Here is a 19591-nt window from a genome sequence, read left to right as displayed (position 1 = left end):
GCCGGCGGTGTGACGGCCGACTCGGGGCTGAGCCGGCGGTGTGACGGCCGGCTCGGGGCTGAGCCGGCGGTGTGACGAAGACGGCCCCCTCTTACCCGCATGGGTAGGAGGGGGCCGTTTTCGTCCGGCTGAGAGGTCAGCCGGCCAGCAGCTTCTTCACCGCGGCGGCGACACGGCCGCCCTCGGCCTGGCCGGCCACCTTCGGGTTCACGATCTTCATGACCGCGCCCATGGCCCGCGGCCCCTCGGCACCGGCCGCCTTGGCCTCCTCGACGGCCTGGGCGACGATCTCCTGGAGCTGCTCGTCCGACAGCTGCTGCGGCAGGTACGTGGCGAGCACCTCGCCCTCCGCCTTCTCCCGCTCGGCCTGCTCGGCACGACCGCCCTGCGCGAAGGCGTCGGCCGCCTCACGCCGCTTCTTCGCCTCCCGGGTGATCACCTTCTGGACCTCGTCGTCGGAGAGCTCGCGCTTCTCCTTGCCCGCGACCTCCTCCTTGGTGATCGCGGCGAGCGTCAGCCGGAGCGTCGAGGAGCGGAGCTCGTCGCGCTCCTTGATCGCAACGTTGAGGTCTTCCTGCAGCTTCGACTTGAGCGTGGTCATGGGCCGATTGTCGCAGGTGCGGGACGAACGGCGCCCCTCGATTTGCGGGGCGGGCCTCCAAAGGCCCGGCGCCGTCAGGGGATTTCGGGCACCGCCCGGGCACGGGCAACGGCCGGGGTCTGACACGATGGTCGTATGCGCGCGCGATACGGAGTCCCCCTGGGAATCGCGGCGGCTGGTGCCGCCGGTCTGTTGTACGCCGCGGGCTTCGAGGCCCGCTCCTTCCGCCTCCGCCGGGTCACCGTCCCGGTCCTGCCTCCGGGAATGCGCCCCCTGCGTGTGCTCCAGGTCTCCGACATCCACATGGTCGGCGGCCAGCGCAAGAAGCAGCGCTGGCTGCGGTCCCTGGCGGGTCTGCGCCCCGACTTCGTGATCAACACGGGCGACAACCTCTCCGACCCGGAGGGCGTGCCGGAGGTCCTGGACGCCCTCGGTCCTCTGATGGAGTTCCCCGGCGCGTACGTCTTCGGCTCCAACGACTACTACGGCCCCAAGCTGCGCAACCCCGCCCGCTACCTGCTCGAGAAGGCCCAGGGCCGCCACGGGCTCAACGGCAACGCGCCGGCCGAGGGCGTGGTGCACAACCCGTGGGAGGACCTGCGCGACGGTTTCGACGCCGCGGGCTGGCTGAACCTGACGAACGCGCGCGGCGAGCTCAAGCTCGAGGGCGTCTCGGTGGAGCTCACGGGCCTGGACGACCCGCACATCAAGCGGGACCGCTACGCGCGGGTGGCGGGCGGCCCGTCCGAGGCGGCGGACTTCTCCATGGGCGTCGTGCACGCCCCGTACCTGCGCACCCTGGACGCCTTCACGGCCGACGCCTACCCCCTGATCCTGGCCGGCCACACCCACGGCGGCCAGCTGTGCATCCCCTTCTACGGCGCCCTGGTCACCAACTGCGACCTCGACACGGACCGCGTGAAGGGCCTGTCCACGCACACGGCGGAGGGTCGTACGTCGTACCTCCACGTCTCGGCGGGCTGCGGCACGAACCGCTACACACCCGTACGGTTCGCTTGCCCTCCGGAGGCCACGTTGCTGACGTTGGTCGCGCGCGAGGACGTGGGGAGGTAGGGCGAGAGGATCGAGCGGAAGCGCGAGGGGTCCTACCGGGTAGGGCCCCTCGGGCCGCCCGGTAGGGGCACGGGGGAAGCCCGAAAGGCGGGCCCAAGACGTGGCGCGTCGGGGCCCGGCCGGGTAACCCACACAGCCCCGCCCACATCGCCCCCTATGTCCGTTTCTGCCAGCGTGGGGGCATGACCGCCCCGATACCCCGGGACATCCCGGACCTCCCCGCGATCCCGTCCCCGCCTGCGCTGAAGCCCGCCCCCGTGCCCGCCACGGCCGTCGTCACCCCGGTCCGCCGCCCCGCGGCCGCGACCTACCGCCTGATGATCGCCCTCGTGGCGGCCGCGGGCGTGACGCTGGAGCTGCTCCTCGGCGACCCGTCCCGGACCCTCAGCCACTTCGCGATCCAGAGCAACATGCTGCTGGCGCTGGTCATGACCCTCGCCGCCCGCCGCGCGTGGACGGCACGCCGCCCCTTGCCCGGTGCCGTGCTGGGCGCGACGCTGCTCTACGTCGTCATCGCGGCTCTGGTGCACCACCTGCTGCTGGCGAACGAGGCGAGCCCCTTCTCCCTCACGGGCGAGGCCGCCGCCCCGACGGGCTGGCAGGCCCTCCCCCACGTCCTACTGCACACGGTGACCCCGATAGCAGCGGTACTGGACTGGCTCCTGCTCACGTCCCCCGGCCGCCTGCACCTCCGCCAGGCCAGCACCTGGCTCCTCTACCCGTTGGCCTACCTGGCCTTCTGCCTCGTCCGAGGCGAGCTGCTCCTCCCGGGCACCCAGGACCGCTACCTCTACCCGTTCCTGGACGTCGGCCAGGACGGCTTCAAACGCGTCCTCGGCAACGCCCTCCTCCTGGGCCTCTCCTTCTACGCCCTGGCCGTGCTCCTCGTGGCCCTCGACCATGCCCGCCCGAACCCCATCCGCCACCGCGGCAAAACCGGATTTCGTCTCTAGCCACCGGTGGGCTAAAGTAAACGTCGTCGCCGCGACAGCAGCGACATCGGGGTGTAGCGCAGCTTGGCAGCGCGCTTCGTTCGGGACGAAGAGGTCGTGGGTTCAAATCCCGCCACCCCGACAGTGAAGTACCAGGTCAGGGGCCTGATCCGCAGCGCGGGTCAGGCCCTTGAGTGGTTTCTGAGATCGTTTGGGAAAACTCTGGGAGAAGGTCTTGGCCGGGTGGTCGACGTCGAGCCGCACCGTCCGGAGTGAGACTCACGCCCGGAAAGCCTCCGGCCCGACCTCGACACCTTGGAACGTGGGTGAGGTGCCGCCCGACGGCGGCTGGAAGAAGCGGCGGCCTACGTGAGCGCGCACAACAACAACCGTCTGAACCAGCGCCTCGACACCTACGTCAGAAGCCAGAGGGGCACGTGGGCGAACATCCATCGCGTCAGGCCGGAGTGGTGCTGATGCCCAGGACCTCAGGACTCAAATGGCTCACAGCGGCGCTCGTCGCCCTGTGTCTGGGCGGAGGCGCCCTCGCATGGTGGCTGCTCCGCGAACCGGCGGCCCCCTACGCATTGCGGGACACTCCCGAGGTGAAGGTGACGGTACGCGCCGCGGAGTCCACCTACCCCGAGGCCGAGGAGGTCGCCTACGAGGTCGAATTGGTCCTCAAGGTGTACGCCCAACGCCTCCGGGGCGGTGACGCCGCGGACCTCGCCGGGATCGGTGCCCCGTGGTACACCGATCGGGAGGAGGCCGCCCAACGCCTGATCGCCGAGTTCGGCACACACGCCGACAAGCCGGTCGAAGCAGTTGTGGCCGACCCCGTCGCACCGGGCCTGACCACTGTGAACCTCCGCTTCAACGACGGCCAGCAGCAGGCACTCGACCTCACCCGCGACGACCATGTGTGGTGGCTGAGCATGGGGAACGGTGATCCGGTGAAGCCGTAGGCACGGAGAACCCCTACGAGATCGCGGACGCCGTCCAGGAGCCTTGTGCTTGGGGACGGCGATTCTCGTCGGCCACGACGTGGGCGAACTCCAGCAGTTCGGGACGTAACAGATGGTCATGTATCGAGGCGCCCTGGCTCAGGGCGGTCACACTCCGCGGCGCAGCGCGCCGTTCAAGCCTGCCCATGCTGTCGTCGGGGCGTGCTCCGGCAAACTGACACGAAGACATGTGGCTTGATGTGCAGACTGGTCCCGGTCCGCTTTCAGCGCCCGGTTCGCGGCCCGTTCGGCCCTAGGACAGCAGCCCGGCGAGCGTTCCCGCCAAGGTGAGCGCCAGGAAGACCGCGCTCCACGCCATCGCCTGCCGAATGCGGCGGTGCTTCGTGCACGTCGTGCGAACCAGGAGCTGGGGTGGGGCGTCGGCCGTCGGGACCGGGTGGGGCCTTCTCGCCAGGCTCAGGAGGACCAGGGACGGGGCGCAGGCCGCGCAGCCGGTCCAGAGGAGGAGTTGGGGGATCGTCGCGTACTGGGTGGGGGTGATGACGCCGGCGGTGATCGCGGTGAGGAGGGCGGTCAGGGTCGCGCCGAGGGTGGCCAGGGTCAGGCCCGCTCGGTGGTCGGCCTTCGCCAGTTCCTCGCGGACCGCCTCCGGCAGGAACGGCCGGTCGAGTTTCGCCGTGTGCTCGCCTGGGAGTGTGGTCATGCGTATCCCTCGCTGATCAGCGGTCCTTCACGAGTACCCCGAAGAGGCTGTGCTACGCCGCAGTTCAGGTGTTCCACGTCTCGTCGTACGGGTCGTGCGGGGTGGGGACCGGCCTGGCCGTCGTGACCTGGAGGTACGGGACGGGGCCGTTGTTGACCGGGTCCTTCGTGCGGCGGGGTGTGTACCTGCCGGTGATCTCCAGCCAGGTGTCCGGGCGCAGGACCGGTGGGATGTCGCCCGTCAGGGCGATCTTGACCGGCTGGGCGTCCGCCGCGCAGCAGTTGAGGCCCATGCGGACCAGGTAGGGGGTGCCCGTCCGGTCCAGGGTGATGAAGCCGGTGATCTTCAACTCGCGGTCGCGCAGGGAGCGGCCGTCGTCGTAGATCGCGCGGCCGGCGTAGTCGGCCACGGCGAGGCGCAGGGGCGCGTCACCGGTGGGGAGCGCCGGGAAGCCGAAGGGTTTCGTCAGGGCCGTGCCGGTGTGGGCCGCGCTGTAGGAGCCCAGGGCCGGCGGGGCGACCAGGATCAGGGCGAGGACCGGGAGCGTGAGGAGCCAGGAGACGCGGGGTTCGCGGTGGTGGTGGTCGTGGCCGGGGGCGCTGCGGCGGTCGTACCAGAGGGTTGCCGCCGCCGTGGTGATGAGGACCGCGCCCGCCAGGAGGACCAGGGGGCGCAGGCCCTCCTTGACGTAGCGCAGGTAGAGGTCGGTCGTGCCGGCGTGCAGGAGGGTCGCGCCGAGGAGGAAGAGGAGGGCCGTCTGGGCCAGGCGGTTCACAGCAGGACCGTTCCGGTCAGGGCCGATACGACGACGGCCAGGGCGAAGGTCGCGGGGGCGAAGCGCAGGGCGAAGACGCGGCCGAAGGTGCCCGCCTGCATCGCGAAGAGTTTCAGGTCGATCATCGGGCCGACCACCAGGAACGTCAGGCGTGCGGTCAGGGAGAACTGGGTCAGGGACGCCGCCACGAACGCGTCGGCCTCCGAGCAGATGGAGAGCAGGACGGCCAGGGCCGCGAGGACCAGGACCGACAGCACGGGGTGGCCGGCCGCGAGGCTCAGCCAGTCCGCCGGGACCATCGCCTTCAGGGTCGCCGCGGCCATCGCGCCGATCACCAGGTAACCGCCCGCGTGCGTCACGTCGTGCCGGACCGAGCCCCAGAAGGCCTCTCCCCTGCCCTGCCCCTCGTACGACGTCCGCTCCGGGGGGCGCAGCCAGTCGGTGCGGCCGAGGCGGTGCCAGAGCCAGCCCATCGAGCAGGCCACCAGCAGGCTCGCGACGAAGCGGGCCAGGACCATCTCCGGGTTGCCGGGGAACGCCACGGCCGTGGCCGTCAGCACGATCGGGTTGATGGCGGGCGCCGAGAGGAGGAAGGCCAGGGCCGCCGCGGGTGTGACGCCTCGGCGGACCAGAGCGCCGGCCACCGGGACGGACGCGCACTCGCAGCCCGGCAGAACCGCGCCCGCCGCGCCCGCGACGGGGACCGCCAGGGCGGGGTGTTTCGGCAGGGCCCGGGCGAAGAACGACGGTGGCACGAACACCGCGATCGCCGCCGACAGCAGCACGCCGAGCACCAGGAACGGCAGCGCCTGGACCATGACCGCGACGAACACCGTCATCCAGCTCTGCATCACCGGCGCGGCCAGGGCCCCGCGGATCGGGTCCTGGAACATCACCGCCGTGAGCAGCAGAAGAGTCAGCAGGAGGGCGGAGTTGAGGTGCCGGCCCTCTTCCGCGCCGCCGTCCGCCTCGGTGTCCTCGCGCTCGGCGCTGTCGTGCGGGGCGGTCTTCGTGGTGGCCACGGGCCCGGTACCTCCGGTGGTGCGCGGGGCTTTCCCCATTCCCTCCCCTTGCGTACGGACGAAGACGGCCGGGCGTTCAGGCGACACCGTCCCCTTCTGGAACCGGCCGTCCCGGTGAGGCAGTCTTCTCCTCGTGGGGAGCGTTCCGAACCAAGGTCAGCCGAGTGATCCGGCCGCGCACATGATCGTGTGCGGGGACGACGGGCTCGCGCACCGGCTGGCCGCCGAACTCCGCGGTGTCTACGCCGAGCAGGTCACGCTCGTCGTGCCGCCCTCGGGCAGACGGGTGCGCCGGCCCGTGGTCGGGCGGGCCCGGGCCGCCTCGGCGGCGCTGCTCGACCGGGTCGTGAACGCCGCCGTCAACCGGACCGGCACGAGTGGCGAACCGGCCTCGAACGAGCAGGTCGTGGAGGCCGCCGAGGTCACCGAGGCCGTGCTCACCGAGGTGGGCGCCGAACGGGCGGCGGCGCTGGCGCTCGTGTACGACGACGACGAGACCAACATCCGGGCCGCGCTCACCGCCCGCCGGCTCAACCCTCGTGTCCGCCTCGTACTGCGGCTCTACAACCGGCGGTTGGGGCAGCACATCGAGGAGTTGCTGGACCAGACCGCCGCCGTCGCCTCCGGGGACGGACCGGGAGCGGGCCTCGACGCGTCCACGACGGTGCTGTCCGATGCCGACACGGCCGCGCCCGCACTGGCCGCCACCGCCCTGGTCGGCACCAGCAAGGTCGTCCAGACGGAAGGGCTCGTGCTGCGTGCGGTGGAGCGGCAGCCGCCGCGGCCGGGCGAGGTGGCCGACCCGGGGCTGTGCACGCTGGCCTTGCTGTCCGCGACGAGCAACGACCCGGCCGGTGCGGACGGTTCGGAGGGCAGCGGGGAGCTCGGGCCGCAACTCCTGCCGGACGAGGCGGCCGTGGCGTCGGCGACCGGGCGCGGGACCGTGGTTCTGGAGCAGGTGTCGTACTCCGGGCCGTCCCTGCCTGCCGGGCGGGGTGGTGTGCCGCCGTTCGCCTCGCTGTTCTCGCGGCGGCTGCGGTGGTCGCTGGCCGGGCTGGTGGGCTGTGTGCTGGCTCTCGCCGTGGCGTTGACGATCGTGACCGGCGAGCATCCGCTGTACGCCACGTACGTCACGCTGCTCGATCTGTTCGGCATCAACGATCCCGCGTTCCACAAGTCGACGGGGCAGCAGGTGCTGCAACTGCTCTCCGGTCTGGTCGGACTGCTGCTGCTGCCGGTGCTGCTGGCCGCGGTGCTGGAAGCTCTCGGCACGTTCCGCAGCGCGTCCGCGTTGCGGAAGCCGCCGCGAGGGCTCGGCGGGCACGTGGTGCTGCTCGGGCTCGGCAAGATCGGGACGCGGGTGCTGACGCGGCTGCGGGAGCTGCACATCCCGGTGGTGTGCGTGGAGTCCGATCCGGACGCCCGGGGGATGGCCACGGCGCGGCGGCTGCGGGTGCCGGTGGTGCTCGGGGATGTCACGCAGGAGGGCGTGCTGGAGGCCGCGAAGATCCACCGCGCGCATGCGCTGCTGGCGCTGACCAGTGCGGACACGACGAATCTGGAGGCCTCGCTGTACGCGCGGTCCGTGCGGCCCGATCTGCGGGTGGTGCTGCGGCTGTACGACGACGATTTCGCGACGGCCGTGTACCGCACGCTGCGGGCGGCGCACCCGCGCGCCCTGACGCGGAGCCGGAGTGTGTCGCATCTGGCCGCGCCCGCGTTCGCCGGGGCGATGATGGGGCGGCAGATCCTCGGGGCGATTCCGGTGGAGCGGCGGGTGCTGCTGTTCGCCGAGGTGGATGTGGCCGGGCATCCGCAGTTGGAGGGGCGGACCGTGGCGGAGGCGTTCCGGGCCGGGGCCTGGCGGGTGCTGGCGCTCAACACGTCACCTCCTGGCGGGCGGCGGGGCGAACCGGAGACGCCGGGCGAGGAGCGGCTGCCGTCGGCCTCGGGGCTGGTGTGGGATCTGCCTCCTACGTATGTGCTCGGGGCTGGGGACCGGGTGGTGCTGGCCGCGACGCGGCGGGGGCTGGCGGAGCTGCTGGGGCGCAGGCGGCGGGAGCGGGCCGGGGCGTGAACGTGACGCCGAGCGGTGCGTTCGCACGCTCGGCGTCACGAGATGCGCGGCGTCGCAGCCGGCGCGGTGGGGTGCCGGCTGGGCCCGCCGTCCCGGGTTACGGACGTGAGCCCAGGTGCCGCTCCGCGAACTCCAGCTCCAGCCTGACCTGCTTGATCCGCTCGTCCACCACCAGGGAGCCGTGACCGGCGTCGTAGCGGTAGACCTCGTGGACCGCGCCTCTGGCCTCCAGGCACTTGACGTAGTTCTCGATCTGGCGGATCGGGCAGCGCGGGTCGTTGACACCGGCCGAGATGTAGACCGGGGCCTTGACCTGGTCGACGTAGGTGAGGGGGGACGAGGCCTCGAAGCGCTCGGGGACCTCCTCGGGGGTGCCGCCGAGGAGGGTGCGGTCCATCGCCTTCAGCGCTTCCATCTCGTCGTGGTACGCCGTGACGTAGTCGGCGACCGGGACCGCCGCGATGCCGAGGGCCCACGCGTCGGGCTGGACGCCGAGGCCGAGGAGCGTCAGGTAGCCGCCCCAGGAGCCGCCGGTGAGGATCAGGCGCTCGGGGTCGGCCAGACCGGAGTCGACGGCCCATGCGCGGACGGCGGCGATGTCCTCGAGCTCGATGAGGCCGACCCGGTGCTTCAGGGCGTCCGTCCAGGCACGGCCGTAGCCCGTGGAGCCGCGGTAGTTGACACGGATCACCGCATAGCCGTGATCGACCCAGGCCGCCGGGGCCGCGGCGAAGGAGTCGCTGTCGTGCCAGGTGGGGCCGCCGTGGATGTCGAAGACCGTGGGGAGCGGGCCGGTGGTGCCCTGCGGCTTCTGGACGAGGGCGTGGATGCGCCCTCCCGGCCCGTCCACCCACACGTCCTCCACCGGCACCGATCCGGGGGACTTCATGCCGGGCGGGTCGAGCACGACACCGCCCGTCGTGGAGCGGACCGCCGGCGGCTCGGCGGCCGAGGACCACAGGTACTCCACGCTGCCGTCGGGCCGGGCCGTCGCGCCGGAGACCGTGCCGGGCGGGGTCGGGATCTCCGTCAGGGCGCGGCCGGCCAGGTCGTAGCGGAAGAGCTCGCTGCGGGCCTCGAAGCTGTGCACGATGAGCAGACCGGTGCCGTCCGGGTACCACTCGGCGCTGACGTCGCCCGGCAGCTCCAGCGCCAGGTCCGTCTGCTCGCCGGTGGCCACGTCCCACACCAGGGGTTCCCAGCGGCCGCGGCGCTGGTGGCCGATGAGCAGGCGCGTGTCGCCGTCGACGGGGGCGAAGCCGAGGACCTCCAGGCCCAGCTCACGGGTGCCGCCCTCGGTGTCGTCGAGGTCGGCGACCGCCGTGCCGTCGGGGCGCAGGACGCGCAGCGCCGAATGCATCGCGTCGCCGTGCTCGGTGTGCTCGACGGCGATGAGCGAGCCGTCGTGGGAGAGGTCGCCGACGCCGGCCGACTCGCGGTGACGGTAGATCTCCACCGGTTCCCCGCCGGTGCGCACGAGGTGGATGGTCGTGCCGTCCTCGTCCGTGGAACGGCCCACGACGGCCGTGCGCCCGTCGCGGCCGAGGGCGAGGCCCGCCGGGTAGGAGGCCTCCAGGCCCGCGGCGGCCGGTTCGTCCGGGCCGCCCTCGAAGGGCTGGCGGCGCCACACGCCGAACTCGTCGCCGTCCTTGTCGTCGAACCACCAGATCCACGCGCCGTCCGGGGACAGCACGCCGTCCGTGGTGCCGTTCGGCCGGTCCGTCACCTGGCGCTGCTCGCCCGTCGACCGGTCCCAGGCGTACAGCTCGTACGTCCCGGTGGCGTTCGAGACGAACAGGGAGCGGTCCGGTGCGTCCTCCGCCCAGTCGGGCAGGGACACCCGCGGCGCCCGAAAGCGCTTCTCCCACTCGGGCATCCGCTCCTGCTGTCCCGCCCGTACGTCCTGCTCGTGCTGGTCCCGCTGATGACGCGCGTCGGACCCGTTGCTCTCAGTCATGGCCCCATAGTGCCCGCACCGGCCGACAATTCGCTGGCGAGGTCCCCAGCCTGTGGATAACCTCCACCGGTCCCCCTCCGAGCAGGTCAGGAGTCGCACACTTGCACTCCCCCACCCCGGCCGACCGGAACGAGGCCAACCGCGCCCACTGGGACGAGCGGGTCCCGCTGCACATCGCGGGTGATTTCTACGACCTCGACGCCTTCCGGGCCGGTCAGGACCCCCTGCGCGACTTCGAGCTCGCCGAGGTGGGCGAGGTCGGCAACCGCTCCCTGCTGCACCTCCAGTGCCACATCGGACTCGACACGCTGTCCTGGGCCCGGCACGGCGCCGCCCGTGTCGTCGGGCTCGACTTCTCCGAACCCGCGATCGACCTGGCCCGGACTCTGGCCGGGGACCTCGGCCTCGGCCCGGACCGGGCGGCGTTCGTCGCGGCGGACGTGTACGACGCGGCGGACGCGGTCCCGGACCCGGCGTACGACATCGTGTACACCGGCGTCGGCGCGCTGTGCTGGCTGCCCGACATCGGGCGCTGGGCCGAGACCGCCGCGTCGCTGGTGGCGCCCGGCGGGTTCCTGTACCTCTCCGAGTTCCACCCGCTCACCGACGTGCTCGACGCCGAGACCGGCTCGCGGGTGGCGCACGACTACTTCGCCCGTGGCGCCTGGGTGGAGGAGGGACCGGGGTCGTACGCGGCCGAGGGTGCCGAGTTCACGCACAGCCGCCGGGTCGAGTGGCAGCACCCGGTCGGCGAGGTCGTCACGGCGCTCGCGGCGGCCGGGCTGCGGATCGAGTTCCTGCACGAGCACGACGTGTCGCTGTTCCGGCGGTTCGGGAGCTTCGAGCGGCGGGACGGCTACTTCCGCTTTCCGGCGGACCGGCCGCGGATTCCGCTGATGTACTCGATCCGGGCCCGCAAGGACCGACCGTCCGGGGCTCGTCCGCCGTCCGGAACCGGCCCACGGGCCCGCTTCATCGCCGACCCCGCGGGCCGGGGCCGCCCGACAGCCCCGTACCGTGGGGGTGTGTACCGGTTTCTGCTGACGCCCCGATGGTGGGGGATCAACGTCTTCGTGCTGTTGTCCATCCCCTTCTGCATCTTCATGGGGTCCTGGCAGCTGGGCCGGTTCGAGGACCGCGTGCAGGACCATCGCGCCGCGACCGAGCAGGTCTCCGAGGCCCGGCACGAGGCGCCCCGGCCGCTCGCGGACATGCTGCCGGTGGACAAGGCGACGTCCGGCAAGCTCGTCACCGCGACCGGACGCTACGGCAAGCAGTTGCTGGTGCCCGGGCGGGAGCTCGACGGCAGGCAGGGCTTCTACGTGCTGACGCTGCTGCGGACCGGCTCGGGTGAGGCGCTGCCGGTGGTACGGGGATGGCTGCCCGGTTCCGCCGGCACGGCGAAGGTTCCCGCCCCGCCGGCCGGTGAGGTCACCGTCACCGGGGCGCTGCAGGCCTCGGAGACGCCGGGGGACAACGGGGTCAGTGCGCAGGGCGGGCTGCCGGCCGGGCAGACGTCGGCGATCAGCGCGGCGTCACTGGTGAACCTGGTGCCGTACGACGTGTACGACGCCTGGGTCACGTTGTCGAAGGGCGACTCGGGGATGAAGGCGGTGCCGGCCGCCGCGCCACCGGACTCGGGGCTGGATCTGAAGGCCTTCCAGAACCTGGGCTACACCGCCGAGTGGTTCGCCTTCGTGGGGTTCGTGATCTTCATGTGGTTCCGGCTGCTGCGCCGTGAGGTGGAGTTCGCGCGGGACGCGGAGCTGGGGCTGGTGGCGGACGAGGAGCCGGTCGCCGTGGATGCCGCCGTGAGGTGAGCGGCATCTCCGCCCGGGCCGCGGCCGGGCGGAACGGGCCGCCGGTGCGCCCGCCCCCGCCCGCATGCTCGCGTCCGGGCGGTTACGACCCCGCCAGGACTCCCGTCCAGTACACCGTCCCCGCGCACGCGTTGGACACCGTGACCGAGGTACCGCCCGAGCCGGTGCCCGGGGTGTAGGCCACCGCGACGCTGCCGTCGACCGTGCCGTCCTCCGTGGCCAGCTGGGGTGCCGTGCCCGTGTCGCCGCCGGTGGAGGTGCCGGCCGTGGTCGCCGGGTCCTCCGACGGGGTCGGGTCCGGGCTCGGGTCGGGGCCGCCGACGCTGCCGCCGGGGGTGGGGCAGGTCTCGGAGGGCACCCAGGCGAACTTCACGTCGTAGCCGAGGCCCGGCTGGAGCACCAGCTGGGCGGCCTCCAGGGACGGGTCGGGCAGGAGCCCGGCCGCCGCGTCCCCTGCGGTGTGCCGGACCGCACCGACCTTGCTCATGTCGGCCGCGCCCTGCGGCAGCGCGCTCACCGAGCCGGGGCCGGTGACCGTACAGGCCGCGCCGGAGACGTTGACGACGCGGAAGGAGCCGGAGACCGCGCCCGTGGAGTCCGGGGCGTTGCTGCTTCCGGAGGCGGGGCCGAGCTGGGCCGGGGTGCAGGCCGGGATGCCGGCGGCGGTGGTGGAGGAGGGGTCGGTACCGCCCTGGGACGCGCCGGTGGAGGCGCCGGTTCCCTTGCCCTTGTCCTTCTCCTTCTTGTCGCCCTTCTCCTTGTCCTCGGCCTTGCCGGAGGAGCCGCCCGAGGTGCTCTCGCCGCCGTCCGGGCCCTTGCCCTCGCTCGCGCCGCCCTGGGTTTCGGAGGCGTGCCCGGCGACGGACGGGTTGGCGTCGGAGCCGGTGGCGTTGGAGACGTGTACGAGGGCGGGGATGGCGGTGCCGATGAAGAGGGCGGCGGCCGCCATGCCGACGACGGCCTGCCGCTTGCGGGCCCGCCGCTGCGGCACCGCCTTCCGCAGATAGTCCAGGGTGCCGTCGCGCGGTTCCACCTCCTGCACCACTTGGTGCAGCATCGTGCGCAGGTCCAGCTCGTCCGAGTCGAACCCTTCGGGGTTCTGATCGTCGGGGCCGTGGTTCACAGTTCCGTTCCCAGCGTGCGATTGCTTCGGATCTTGCCCGTGCAGCCTTGTCGGCGCCTGCCACCCGTCCAGGCGCTCGGCGGGCTCGGGGCGGTCGCGCCCCTTGCCGCCCGCGCCGTTGCCGTCACTCATGCCGGCGCCTCCATGGCGACCCTGAGTGCCGCGATGCCGCGCGAGCCGTACGCCTTGACCGAGCCCAGCGATATGCCGAGCGTCTCGGCGACCTGCGCCTCGGTCATGTCCGCGAAGTAGCGCAGCACCAGCACCTCGCGCTGGCGGCGCTGCAGCCCCTTCATCGCCTTGATCAGGGAGTCGCGCTCCAGCTGGTCGTAGGCACCTTCCTCGGCGCTGGCCATGTCGGGCATGGGCTTCGACAGCAGCTTCAGGCCGAGTATGCGGCGGCGCAGTGCGGAGCGCGAGAGGTTGACGACGGTCTGGCGCAGGTACGCCAGGGTCTTCTCGGGCTCGCGGACCCGCTTGCGGGCGGAGTGGACACGGATGAACGCCTCCTGGACGACGTCCTCGCAGGAGGCGGTGTCGTCGAGGAGGAGCGCCGCGAGACCCAGCAGCGAGCGGTAGTGCGCCCGGTAGGTCTCGGTGAGGTGGTCGACGGTGGTGCCGGCCGCTACGCCGTCCTCCGCGCCGTCGCGCTGGTTGGGTATGCGGGCCGGCCGCGCTGCGGGCACGGGCGCGATCACCGGCATGCCACCGGGCGTACCGGGCATGCGGGGTCGGAGAGCCGCCGGACGGGGCGGTCGAAGGACCGTGCCGCGTGCCGCGCTGAAGTCGAGTACCTCTGCCACGCCTGTTGGACACGCGTACCCCTGTGAGGGTTGTACGTGCCGGGCATCACTTTCACGCCGACCGTCGCCGTCGACGGTCTACCCGCGTCAGGCAGCACAACCGATGGTGCATCAAATGCCCTCATGCGTCCCGCTCTTCCCCTATGTCCAGATGTGAACGGACGTCCCCACGCCCGGTTCCAGGCGTCCCCACGCCTGATGAAGCGCTCCCACGGTCGAAGGGCGACCGCAAAGACGCTCCCCGCCCTTCGCGCGGTTGCGGAGAGCGGGGAGGTAAATCCTCTGCTGTCGAAGCGCCCGGGACAAGTGATCCCGACCATCGACCGGCTCACATGTCGTCCGCAGATCCTACAAACCGCCTATGACATCGGCCGCGGGGTTTTCGGCACGGCGAAACTTCACGAAAACCGGGCGGACCACCGGGTTCAGGACAACTCGGCCGCGACCAGCTCGGCGATCTGCGCGGTGTTGAGCGCGGAGCCCTTGCGCAGATTGTCCCCGCACACGAACAGTTCGAGCGCCGTGGGGTCGTCCAGCGCCCGCCGGACCCGCCCGACCCAGGTCGGATCGGTGCCGACCACGTCGGCGGGGGTCGGGAACTCCCCGGCGGCCGGATTGTCGAACAGCACGACGCCGGGCGCTGTGGCGAGGATCTCGCGGGCCTTGGCGACGGTGACCTCGCCCTCGAAGCGGGCGTGCACGGTCAGGGAGTGCGTGGTGATCACGGGAACCCGGACACAGGTGACGGTCACGGGGAGGCCGGGCAGCCCGAGGATCTTGCGGGACTCGTCCCGCACCTTCAGCTCCTCCGACGACCAGCCGTCCTCCTGGGCCGTACCGGCCCACGGCACGACGTTCAGGGCGACCGGCTCCGGGAACGGCCCGGTGTGGTCCCCGACGGCCCGGCGGACGTCGCCGGGACTGGTGCCGAGCTCCGTGCCGGCGACGAGGGAGAGCTGCCGGCGCAGGGTCTCCACGCCGGCGCGCCCGGCGCCGCTGACGGCCTGGTAGGAGGAGGCGACCAGCTCGCGCAGCCCGAACTCGGCGTGCAGCGCGCCCAGGGCGACGATCATGGAGAGCGTCGTGCAGCTGGGGTTGGCGATGATCCCGCGCGGACGCATCCGCACGGCGTGCGGGTTGACCTCGGGCACGACGAGCGGCACGTCCGGGTCCATCCGGAACACGCCGGAGTTGTCGACGACCACCGCGCCCTTGGCGGCGGCGACGGGCGCCCACCGCTCGGCGACCTCGTCGGGGACGTCGAACATGGCGACGTCGACGCCGTCGAAGGCCTCCTCGGCGAGCGCGACGACCTCGGTCTCCTCGCCGCGCACGGTCAGTTTGCGGCCGGCCGAGCGCGGGGAGGCGATCAGCCGGATCTCGCCCCACACGTCGGCCCGCTGGGACAGGATCCGGAGCATGACCGTGCCGACGGCTCCGGTCGCCCCCACCACGGCAAGCGTCGGACGCCCGGACCGTCCGGTCCGGGCGTCCTGTCGGAGATCGGCCATCAGCGGCCGGTGCCTCCGTAGACGACGGCCTCGTCGCTGTCGGAGTCGAGCCCGAACGCGGAGTGCACGGCGCGGACGGCCTCGGGCACGTCGTCGGCGCGCGTGACGACCGAGATACGGATCTCGGAGGTCGAGATCAGCTCGATGTTCACGCCCGCGTCGGACAGGGCCGTGAAGAAGTCGGCCGTGACGCCCGGGTTGGTCTTCATGCCGGCGCCGACGAGGGAGATCTTGCCGATCTGGTCGTCGTAGCGCAGCGAGTCGAAGCCGATGCCGGCCTTGTTCTTCTCGAGCGCGTCGATGGCCTTGCGGCCCTCGGTCTTCGGCAGCGTGAAGGAGATGTCCGTCAGGCCCGTGGAGGCGGCGGACACGTTCTGCACGACCATGTCGATGTTGATCTCGGCGTCGGCGATCGTGCGGAAGATCGAGGCCGCCTCGCCCGGCTTGTCCGGCACACCGACGACCGTGACCTTGGCCTCGGAGGTGTCGTGCGCGACACCGGAGATGAGAGCCTGCTCCACCTGCTTGTCCCCTTGCGTAATCGGCTCGCTGCTGACCCAGGTGCCCTGAAGTCCGCTGAAGCTGGACCGGACGTGGATCGGGATGTTGTACCGGCGGGCGTACTCCACGCAGCGGTGGAGCAGCACCTTCGACCCGGATGCCGCCAGTTCGAGCATGTCCTCGAAGGAGATCCAGTCGATCTTCCGGGCCTTCTTCACCACACGCGGGTCGGCGGTGAACACGCCGTCGACGTCGGTGTAGATCTCGCAGACGTCGGCGTCGAGGGCGGCGGCGAGAGCCACCGCCGTGGTGTCGGAGCCGCCGCGGCCGAGGGTGGTGATGTCCTTGGTGTCCTGGCTGACGCCCTGGAAACCGGCGACGATCGCGATGTTGCCCTCGTCCACCGAGGTCTTGATCCGGCCCGGCGTGACGTCGATGATCCGGGCCTTGTTGTGGACCGAGTCGGTGATGACACCTGCCTGGCTGCCGGTGAACGACTGGGCCTCGTGGCCCAGCTTTTTGATCGCCATGGCCAGCAGGGCCATGGAGATCCGCTCTCCGGCGGTCAGCAGCATGTCGAGCTCGCGCCCGGCAGGCATCGGGGAAACCTGCTCGGCGAGATCGATCAGCTCGTCCGTCGTGTCGCCCATCGCGGAAACCACGGCAACCACCTGGTTGCCGTTCTGCTTCGCTTCCACGATCCGCTTGGCGACGCGCTTGATGCCCTCGGCATCGGCTACGGAGGAGCCTCCGTACTTCTGCACGACAAGGCCCACGTGCGCTCCTCGCTCAATCCGTCTCTGTCCGCTCATACGCATTCGTACCGCGGTCGGCTCAGTCTAACGAGCGTCCGAAAAACCCCTCCGCGATATCGCATGGTGAGATCCCGGCCCGCCCGTCCAGAGTCGCTCATGCCCATCTGGGCACGGGCCACTCGGGAAAGTGCCCGGGGTCACAACCCTCCTCCGGACGATCCCGGTGACCCAACTTTCAAGCATTAGGGTTCGCCTGTGCGCGTACTCCTGGTGGAAGACGATGAACCGGTCGCCGAGTCCCTGCGCCGTGGCCTGAAGCGCTACGGCTTCGAGGTCGAGTGGGTCACCACGGGCGGGGCGGCCCTGCGGCACGAAGGTCCGTACGACGTCGTCCTGCTGGATCTCGGCCTGCCCGACACCGACGGCCTGGACGTCTGCAAGACGCTGCGCGAGCGCGGCGACGTGCCGATCATCGTGATCAGCGCCCGCAGCGACGAGACCGACCGGGTGGTCGGCCTGGAGCTCGGCGCGGACGACTACGTCTCCAAGCCGTTCGGCGTCCGGGAGGTCATCGCGCGGATAAGGGCGGTCATGCGCCGCACACAGCCCCGCACCCCGACGGGCACGCCCGACCCCGGCCCCGACCGCTACGGCACCCGCCTGACCGTCGACCGCAGGGCGGCCCGGGTGCGCCTCGACGGCGAGGAGGTCGCCCTCGCGCCCAAGGAGTACGACCTGCTGGCCTTCCTCACCGAGGAGCCCGGGGCGCTGATGTCGCGCGAGCAGATCATGGAAGCGGTCTGGGACGCGAACTGGTTCGGGCCGACGAAGACACTGGACGTGCACGTGGCGGCGCTGCGGCGCAAGCTCGCGGGGGCGATCACCATCGAGGCCGTGCGCGGGGTCGGCTTCCGGCTGGAGATCATCAGGGACACCGGCGCCGACACCGACGCGGGCGCGGGCGCGGGCGGCGGCAGCGGGGGCGGCGGCACGGGCGGGGCCGGCGGCGCCTCATGATCCGCCAGCTCGTCCGCAGTTACGTCCTGCTCGTCGCGGTCGCGATCGCGCTGTTCACCGTGCCGGTGGCGTTCACGCTCACGGGCCAGCTGCGCGGCGACACCAAGTCGGCCGTCCTGCGCGAGGCCGACGCCATGGCCCTGCTGCTGGGCGACGGCCGGCCCGCCTCCTGCGAGGCCCTGGAGAAGATGGCCAGGGCCTACGACGACGAGATCCAGGTGACCCGCACCGCGAACTGCCCGGCGGACCTTCCGCGGCCGACGGCCGACGCGGCACTGACCCGGGCCCTGAAGGACGGCACGCCCACGACCGACTGGGGCTCCTCCTTCATCTGGGGCCCCGAACTGGTGATCACCGTGCCCGCCCGCGCGGCCGGCACGGACCGGGTCGTCGGCGCCGTACGCATCATCTACTCGACCGACGAGATGACCGGCCGGCTGTGGCAGATCTGGGGCTTCCGGGCGGTCCTCGCCGTGCTCGTCCTCGGGGTGGCCGCCCTGCTCGGCGTCGGGGTGGCCCGGCGCCTGACCAGACCGCTGCGCCAGCTCAACGACATGGCCAGCAAGTTCAGCGACGGCGATCTGACCGCCCGCTCCCCCGTGACGGGCCCGCCCGAGACCCAGACCCTGGCACGCACCCTCAACCAGGGCGCCGAACGCCTGGACACCCTGATCGCGGCCCAGCGCATCTTCGTCGCGGACGCCTCCCACCAGCTGCGCACCCCGCTGACGGCGCTGCGGCTGTCCCTGGACAACATCGCGGACGGGGTGGACGACGAGTTCGTACGGGAGGACGTGGAGCAGGCGACGGCGGAGGTCGTGCGGATGAGCCGGCTGGTCAGCGGGCTGCTGGTGCTGGCCCGGGCCGAGGCGAAGGTGACGGCGGCCGAGCCGCTCCCGCTGATGGACATCGTGCGGGAGCGGCTCGCCGTGTGGAGGCCGGCCGCCGACGAGCGCGGAGTCACCATCGCGCTCAGGGGGAGTATCGACGGCCGGCCGTCCGTGCTGGCCAGCCCTGGTGCCCTGGACCAGATGCTGGACAACGTGCTCTCCAACGCCCTGGAGGTCTCGCCCGACGGCGGAACGATCACCGTGCGGGTGGAGCCCCGGGGCGATGTGGTGGGGGTGTCGGTCCTGGACGAGGGACCCGGCATGTCGGACGCCGAGAAGTCCCGTGCCTTCGACCGTTTCTGGCGTGGCCAGGGCCTGACCGGCAAGTCCGGCTCCGGCCTCGGTCTCGCCGTCGTCAGGCAGCTGGCGACGGACGACGGCGGGACCGTGGCGCTGACGGACTCGCCCGGTGGAGGCCTGTGCGTGACGATCACGCTCCGGGCGTCCCACCGGGGCGGCGGCTGACCCGGCTCAGCCCTGCGGCATCTTCGAGGAGTGGTGGTTCACGATCAGCCACGTGCCGTCGGACTGCTTCTCGTAGGCGTAGGTGTAGCGGGCCTTGACGGTTCTCTTCTCGCCCGTGTCGTGGTCGGTGAGCACGAACTCGTACACACCGGTGTCGATGACGGTGTCACGGTCGAGGACGTTGACGACCGACTCGACCTTCGTCCCGACCGGCTTGTTCCGCAGGAAGTGCTCGAAGTAGTCGACGATCCCGGCTCTGTCCGTGCGGACCTGGTTGGAGACGGTCGGCAGCAGGACCGCGTCCTTCGCGTACAGGTCGGCGACCTTCTTCGGGTCACCGGTCCCCAGCGCGGCGTTCCAGCGGTCGAACAGACTGAGCACCTGCGCCTTGGTCACCGGCTCGGCGTGCTTCGTGCCCTTGCTCCCGGAGTCGGCTCCGGCGATCCCGGCGCCGAGGGCGAAGGTGCCCGTGGCCAGGACCGCGGTGGCGGTGGCGACGGCTATGCGACTGCGGACGGGGCGACGGTTCATGTCGTCTCCAGTGCGTTCGAGGGGAGTTGACCTGCCTCCGCGTTCTCTGCGGTGGAAGTGGCTCCAGCC

General features: G+C 71.8%; 17 protein-coding genes, 1 tRNA gene and 1 pseudogene. 9 read left to right on the top strand and 10 right to left on the bottom strand.

Going from position 1 to position 19591, the window contains the following annotated elements:
• Nucleotides 1-136: 136 nt before the first annotated feature.
• Entirely contained in the window at nt 137-601 is a 465-nt protein-coding gene (locus ACFY9E_RS15180; RefSeq protein ID WP_031105819.1) for a GatB/YqeY domain-containing protein, read from the bottom strand.
• Between the two features lie 135 nt (nt 602-736).
• Between ACFY9E_RS15180 and ACFY9E_RS15175 the strand changes: the two genes are divergently transcribed.
• From ACFY9E_RS15175 to ACFY9E_RS15160, 4 genes are all read left to right on the top strand, one after another.
• Entirely contained in the window at nt 737-1675 is a 939-nt protein-coding gene (locus tag ACFY9E_RS15175) for a metallophosphoesterase (RefSeq protein ID WP_390983348.1), read from the top strand.
• 182 nt (nt 1676-1857) lie between these two features.
• Nucleotides 1858-2628, top strand: coding sequence for a Pr6Pr family membrane protein (locus ACFY9E_RS15170; RefSeq protein WP_390983346.1), 771 nt, complete (start codon nt 1858-1860; stop codon nt 2626-2628).
• A 47-nt stretch (nt 2629-2675) separates the two neighbouring features.
• Nucleotides 2676-2749: transfer RNA gene (locus ACFY9E_RS15165), tRNA-Pro, on the top strand.
• 334 nt (nt 2750-3083) lie between these two features.
• Entirely contained in the window at nt 3084-3572 is a 489-nt protein-coding gene (locus ACFY9E_RS15160; RefSeq protein WP_390983343.1) for a hypothetical protein, read from the top strand.
• A gap of 292 nt (nt 3573-3864) precedes the next feature.
• Here the strand turns inward: ACFY9E_RS15160 and ACFY9E_RS15155 are convergent, their stop codons facing one another.
• From ACFY9E_RS15155 to ACFY9E_RS15145, 3 genes are all read right to left on the bottom strand, one after another.
• Nucleotides 3865-4275 carry a hypothetical protein gene (locus tag ACFY9E_RS15155; protein WP_390983341.1) on the bottom strand — a complete coding sequence of 137 codons (411 nt, stop codon included), beginning with the start codon at nt 4273-4275 and terminating at the stop codon, nt 3865-3867.
• A 64-nt stretch (nt 4276-4339) separates the two neighbouring features.
• Nucleotides 4340-5050: a TIGR03943 family putative permease subunit gene (locus tag ACFY9E_RS15150; RefSeq protein ID WP_390983338.1), complete on the bottom strand. Its 711-nt coding sequence runs from the start codon at nt 5048-5050 to the stop codon at nt 4340-4342.
• Entirely contained in the window at nt 5047-6072 is a 1026-nt protein-coding gene (locus tag ACFY9E_RS15145; protein ID WP_390983335.1) for a permease, read from the bottom strand. Before ACFY9E_RS15145 ends, ACFY9E_RS15150 begins: the two co-directional genes overlap by 4 nt.
• 181 nt (nt 6073-6253) lie before the next feature.
• Between ACFY9E_RS15145 and ACFY9E_RS15140 the strand changes: the two genes are divergently transcribed.
• Complete coding sequence (locus ACFY9E_RS15140; protein ID WP_390983705.1) at nt 6254-8149, top strand: NAD-binding protein; 1896 nt, start codon at nt 6254-6256, stop codon at nt 8147-8149.
• Nucleotides 8150-8246: 97 nt separating this feature from the next.
• Here ACFY9E_RS15140 and ACFY9E_RS15135 read toward each other — a convergent pair whose 3' ends face one another.
• The gene (locus ACFY9E_RS15135) at nt 8247-10106 is read right to left on the bottom strand and encodes a prolyl oligopeptidase family serine peptidase (RefSeq protein ID WP_390983332.1); all 1860 of its coding nucleotides are present in this window, start codon (nt 10104-10106) and stop codon (nt 8247-8249) included.
• Nucleotides 10107-10207: 101 nt separating this feature from the next.
• Between ACFY9E_RS15135 and ACFY9E_RS15130 the strand changes: the two are divergent.
• Together ACFY9E_RS15130 and ACFY9E_RS15125 are read left to right on the top strand one after the other, a co-directional pair.
• Nucleotides 10208-11029: pseudogene (locus tag ACFY9E_RS15130) on the top strand (class I SAM-dependent methyltransferase); the annotation flags it as partial.
• Nucleotides 11030-11131: 102 nt separating this feature from the next.
• Nucleotides 11132-11926, top strand: a complete 795-nt coding sequence (locus ACFY9E_RS15125; protein WP_390983703.1) for an SURF1 family cytochrome oxidase biogenesis protein — start codon at nt 11132-11134, stop codon at nt 11924-11926.
• 82 nt (nt 11927-12008) lie between these two features.
• On the opposite strand, the gene ACFY9E_RS15120 is transcribed toward ACFY9E_RS15125, so the two are convergent.
• From ACFY9E_RS15120 to ACFY9E_RS15105, 4 genes are all read right to left on the bottom strand, one after another.
• Nucleotides 12009-13049 carry a hypothetical protein gene (locus ACFY9E_RS15120; RefSeq protein ID WP_390983700.1) on the bottom strand — a complete coding sequence of 347 codons (1041 nt, stop codon included), beginning with the start codon at nt 13047-13049 and terminating at the stop codon, nt 12009-12011.
• A 128-nt stretch (nt 13050-13177) separates the two neighbouring features.
• Nucleotides 13178-13753 carry a SigE family RNA polymerase sigma factor gene (locus tag ACFY9E_RS15115; RefSeq protein WP_390983329.1) on the bottom strand — a complete coding sequence of 192 codons (576 nt, stop codon included), beginning with the start codon at nt 13751-13753 and terminating at the stop codon, nt 13178-13180.
• A 524-nt stretch (nt 13754-14277) separates the two neighbouring features.
• Entirely contained in the window at nt 14278-15363 is a 1086-nt protein-coding gene (locus ACFY9E_RS15110; protein ID WP_390983326.1) for an aspartate-semialdehyde dehydrogenase, read from the bottom strand.
• Nucleotides 15363-16640: an aspartate kinase gene (locus ACFY9E_RS15105; protein WP_031140483.1), complete on the bottom strand. Its 1278-nt coding sequence runs from the start codon at nt 16638-16640 to the stop codon at nt 15363-15365. Before ACFY9E_RS15105 ends, ACFY9E_RS15110 begins: the two co-directional genes overlap by 1 nt.
• Before the next feature lie 234 nt (nt 16641-16874).
• On the opposite strand from ACFY9E_RS15105, the gene ACFY9E_RS15100 reads away from it, so the two are divergent.
• Together ACFY9E_RS15100 and ACFY9E_RS15095 are read left to right on the top strand one after the other, a co-directional pair.
• Nucleotides 16875-17636, top strand: coding sequence for a response regulator (locus tag ACFY9E_RS15100; protein WP_390983323.1), 762 nt, complete (start codon nt 16875-16877; stop codon nt 17634-17636).
• Entirely contained in the window at nt 17633-18991 is a 1359-nt protein-coding gene (locus ACFY9E_RS15095) for an ATP-binding protein (protein ID WP_390983320.1), read from the top strand. Before ACFY9E_RS15100 ends, ACFY9E_RS15095 begins: the two co-directional genes overlap by 4 nt.
• Nucleotides 18992-18997: 6 nt before the next feature.
• Here ACFY9E_RS15095 and ACFY9E_RS15090 read toward each other — a convergent pair whose 3' ends face one another.
• The gene (locus ACFY9E_RS15090; RefSeq protein WP_390983317.1) at nt 18998-19522 is read right to left on the bottom strand and encodes an SgcJ/EcaC family oxidoreductase; all 525 of its coding nucleotides are present in this window, start codon (nt 19520-19522) and stop codon (nt 18998-19000) included.
• Between the last annotated feature and the right edge of the window lie 69 nt (nt 19523-19591).

The organism is Streptomyces sp. NPDC012466 (genome assembly GCF_042955215.1).
Lineage (GTDB): Bacteria > Actinomycetota > Actinomycetes > Streptomycetales > Streptomycetaceae > Streptomyces.
This window is presented reverse-complemented; position numbering and strand designations above follow the sequence as displayed.

Bases quoted from the DNA above. Each gene is read 5' to 3' on its own strand.
- ACFY9E_RS15090 (WP_390983317.1), bottom strand. From the start codon at position 19,522: ATGAACCGTCGCCCCGTCCGCAGTCGCATAGCCGTCGCCACCGCCACC.
- ACFY9E_RS15180 (WP_031105819.1), bottom strand. From the start codon at position 601: ATGACCACGCTCAAGTCGAAGCTGCAGGAAGACCTCAACGTTGCGATC.
- ACFY9E_RS15170 (WP_390983346.1), top strand. From the start codon at position 1,858: ATGACCGCCCCGATACCCCGGGACATCCCGGACCTCCCCGCGATCCCG.
- ACFY9E_RS15115 (WP_390983329.1), bottom strand. From the start codon at position 13,753: ATGCCGGTGATCGCGCCCGTGCCCGCAGCGCGGCCGGCCCGCATACCC.
- ACFY9E_RS15155 (WP_390983341.1), bottom strand. From the start codon at position 4,275: ATGACCACACTCCCAGGCGAGCACACGGCGAAACTCGACCGGCCGTTC.
- ACFY9E_RS15135 (WP_390983332.1), bottom strand. From the start codon at position 10,106: ATGACTGAGAGCAACGGGTCCGACGCGCGTCATCAGCGGGACCAGCAC.
- ACFY9E_RS15110 (WP_390983326.1), bottom strand. From the start codon at position 15,363: ATGGCCGATCTCCGACAGGACGCCCGGACCGGACGGTCCGGGCGTCCG.
- ACFY9E_RS15160 (WP_390983343.1), top strand. From the start codon at position 3,084: ATGCCCAGGACCTCAGGACTCAAATGGCTCACAGCGGCGCTCGTCGCC.
- ACFY9E_RS15175 (WP_390983348.1), top strand. From the start codon at position 737: ATGCGCGCGCGATACGGAGTCCCCCTGGGAATCGCGGCGGCTGGTGCC.
- ACFY9E_RS15140 (WP_390983705.1), top strand. From the start codon at position 6,254: ATGATCGTGTGCGGGGACGACGGGCTCGCGCACCGGCTGGCCGCCGAA.
- ACFY9E_RS15095 (WP_390983320.1), top strand. From the start codon at position 17,633: ATGATCCGCCAGCTCGTCCGCAGTTACGTCCTGCTCGTCGCGGTCGCG.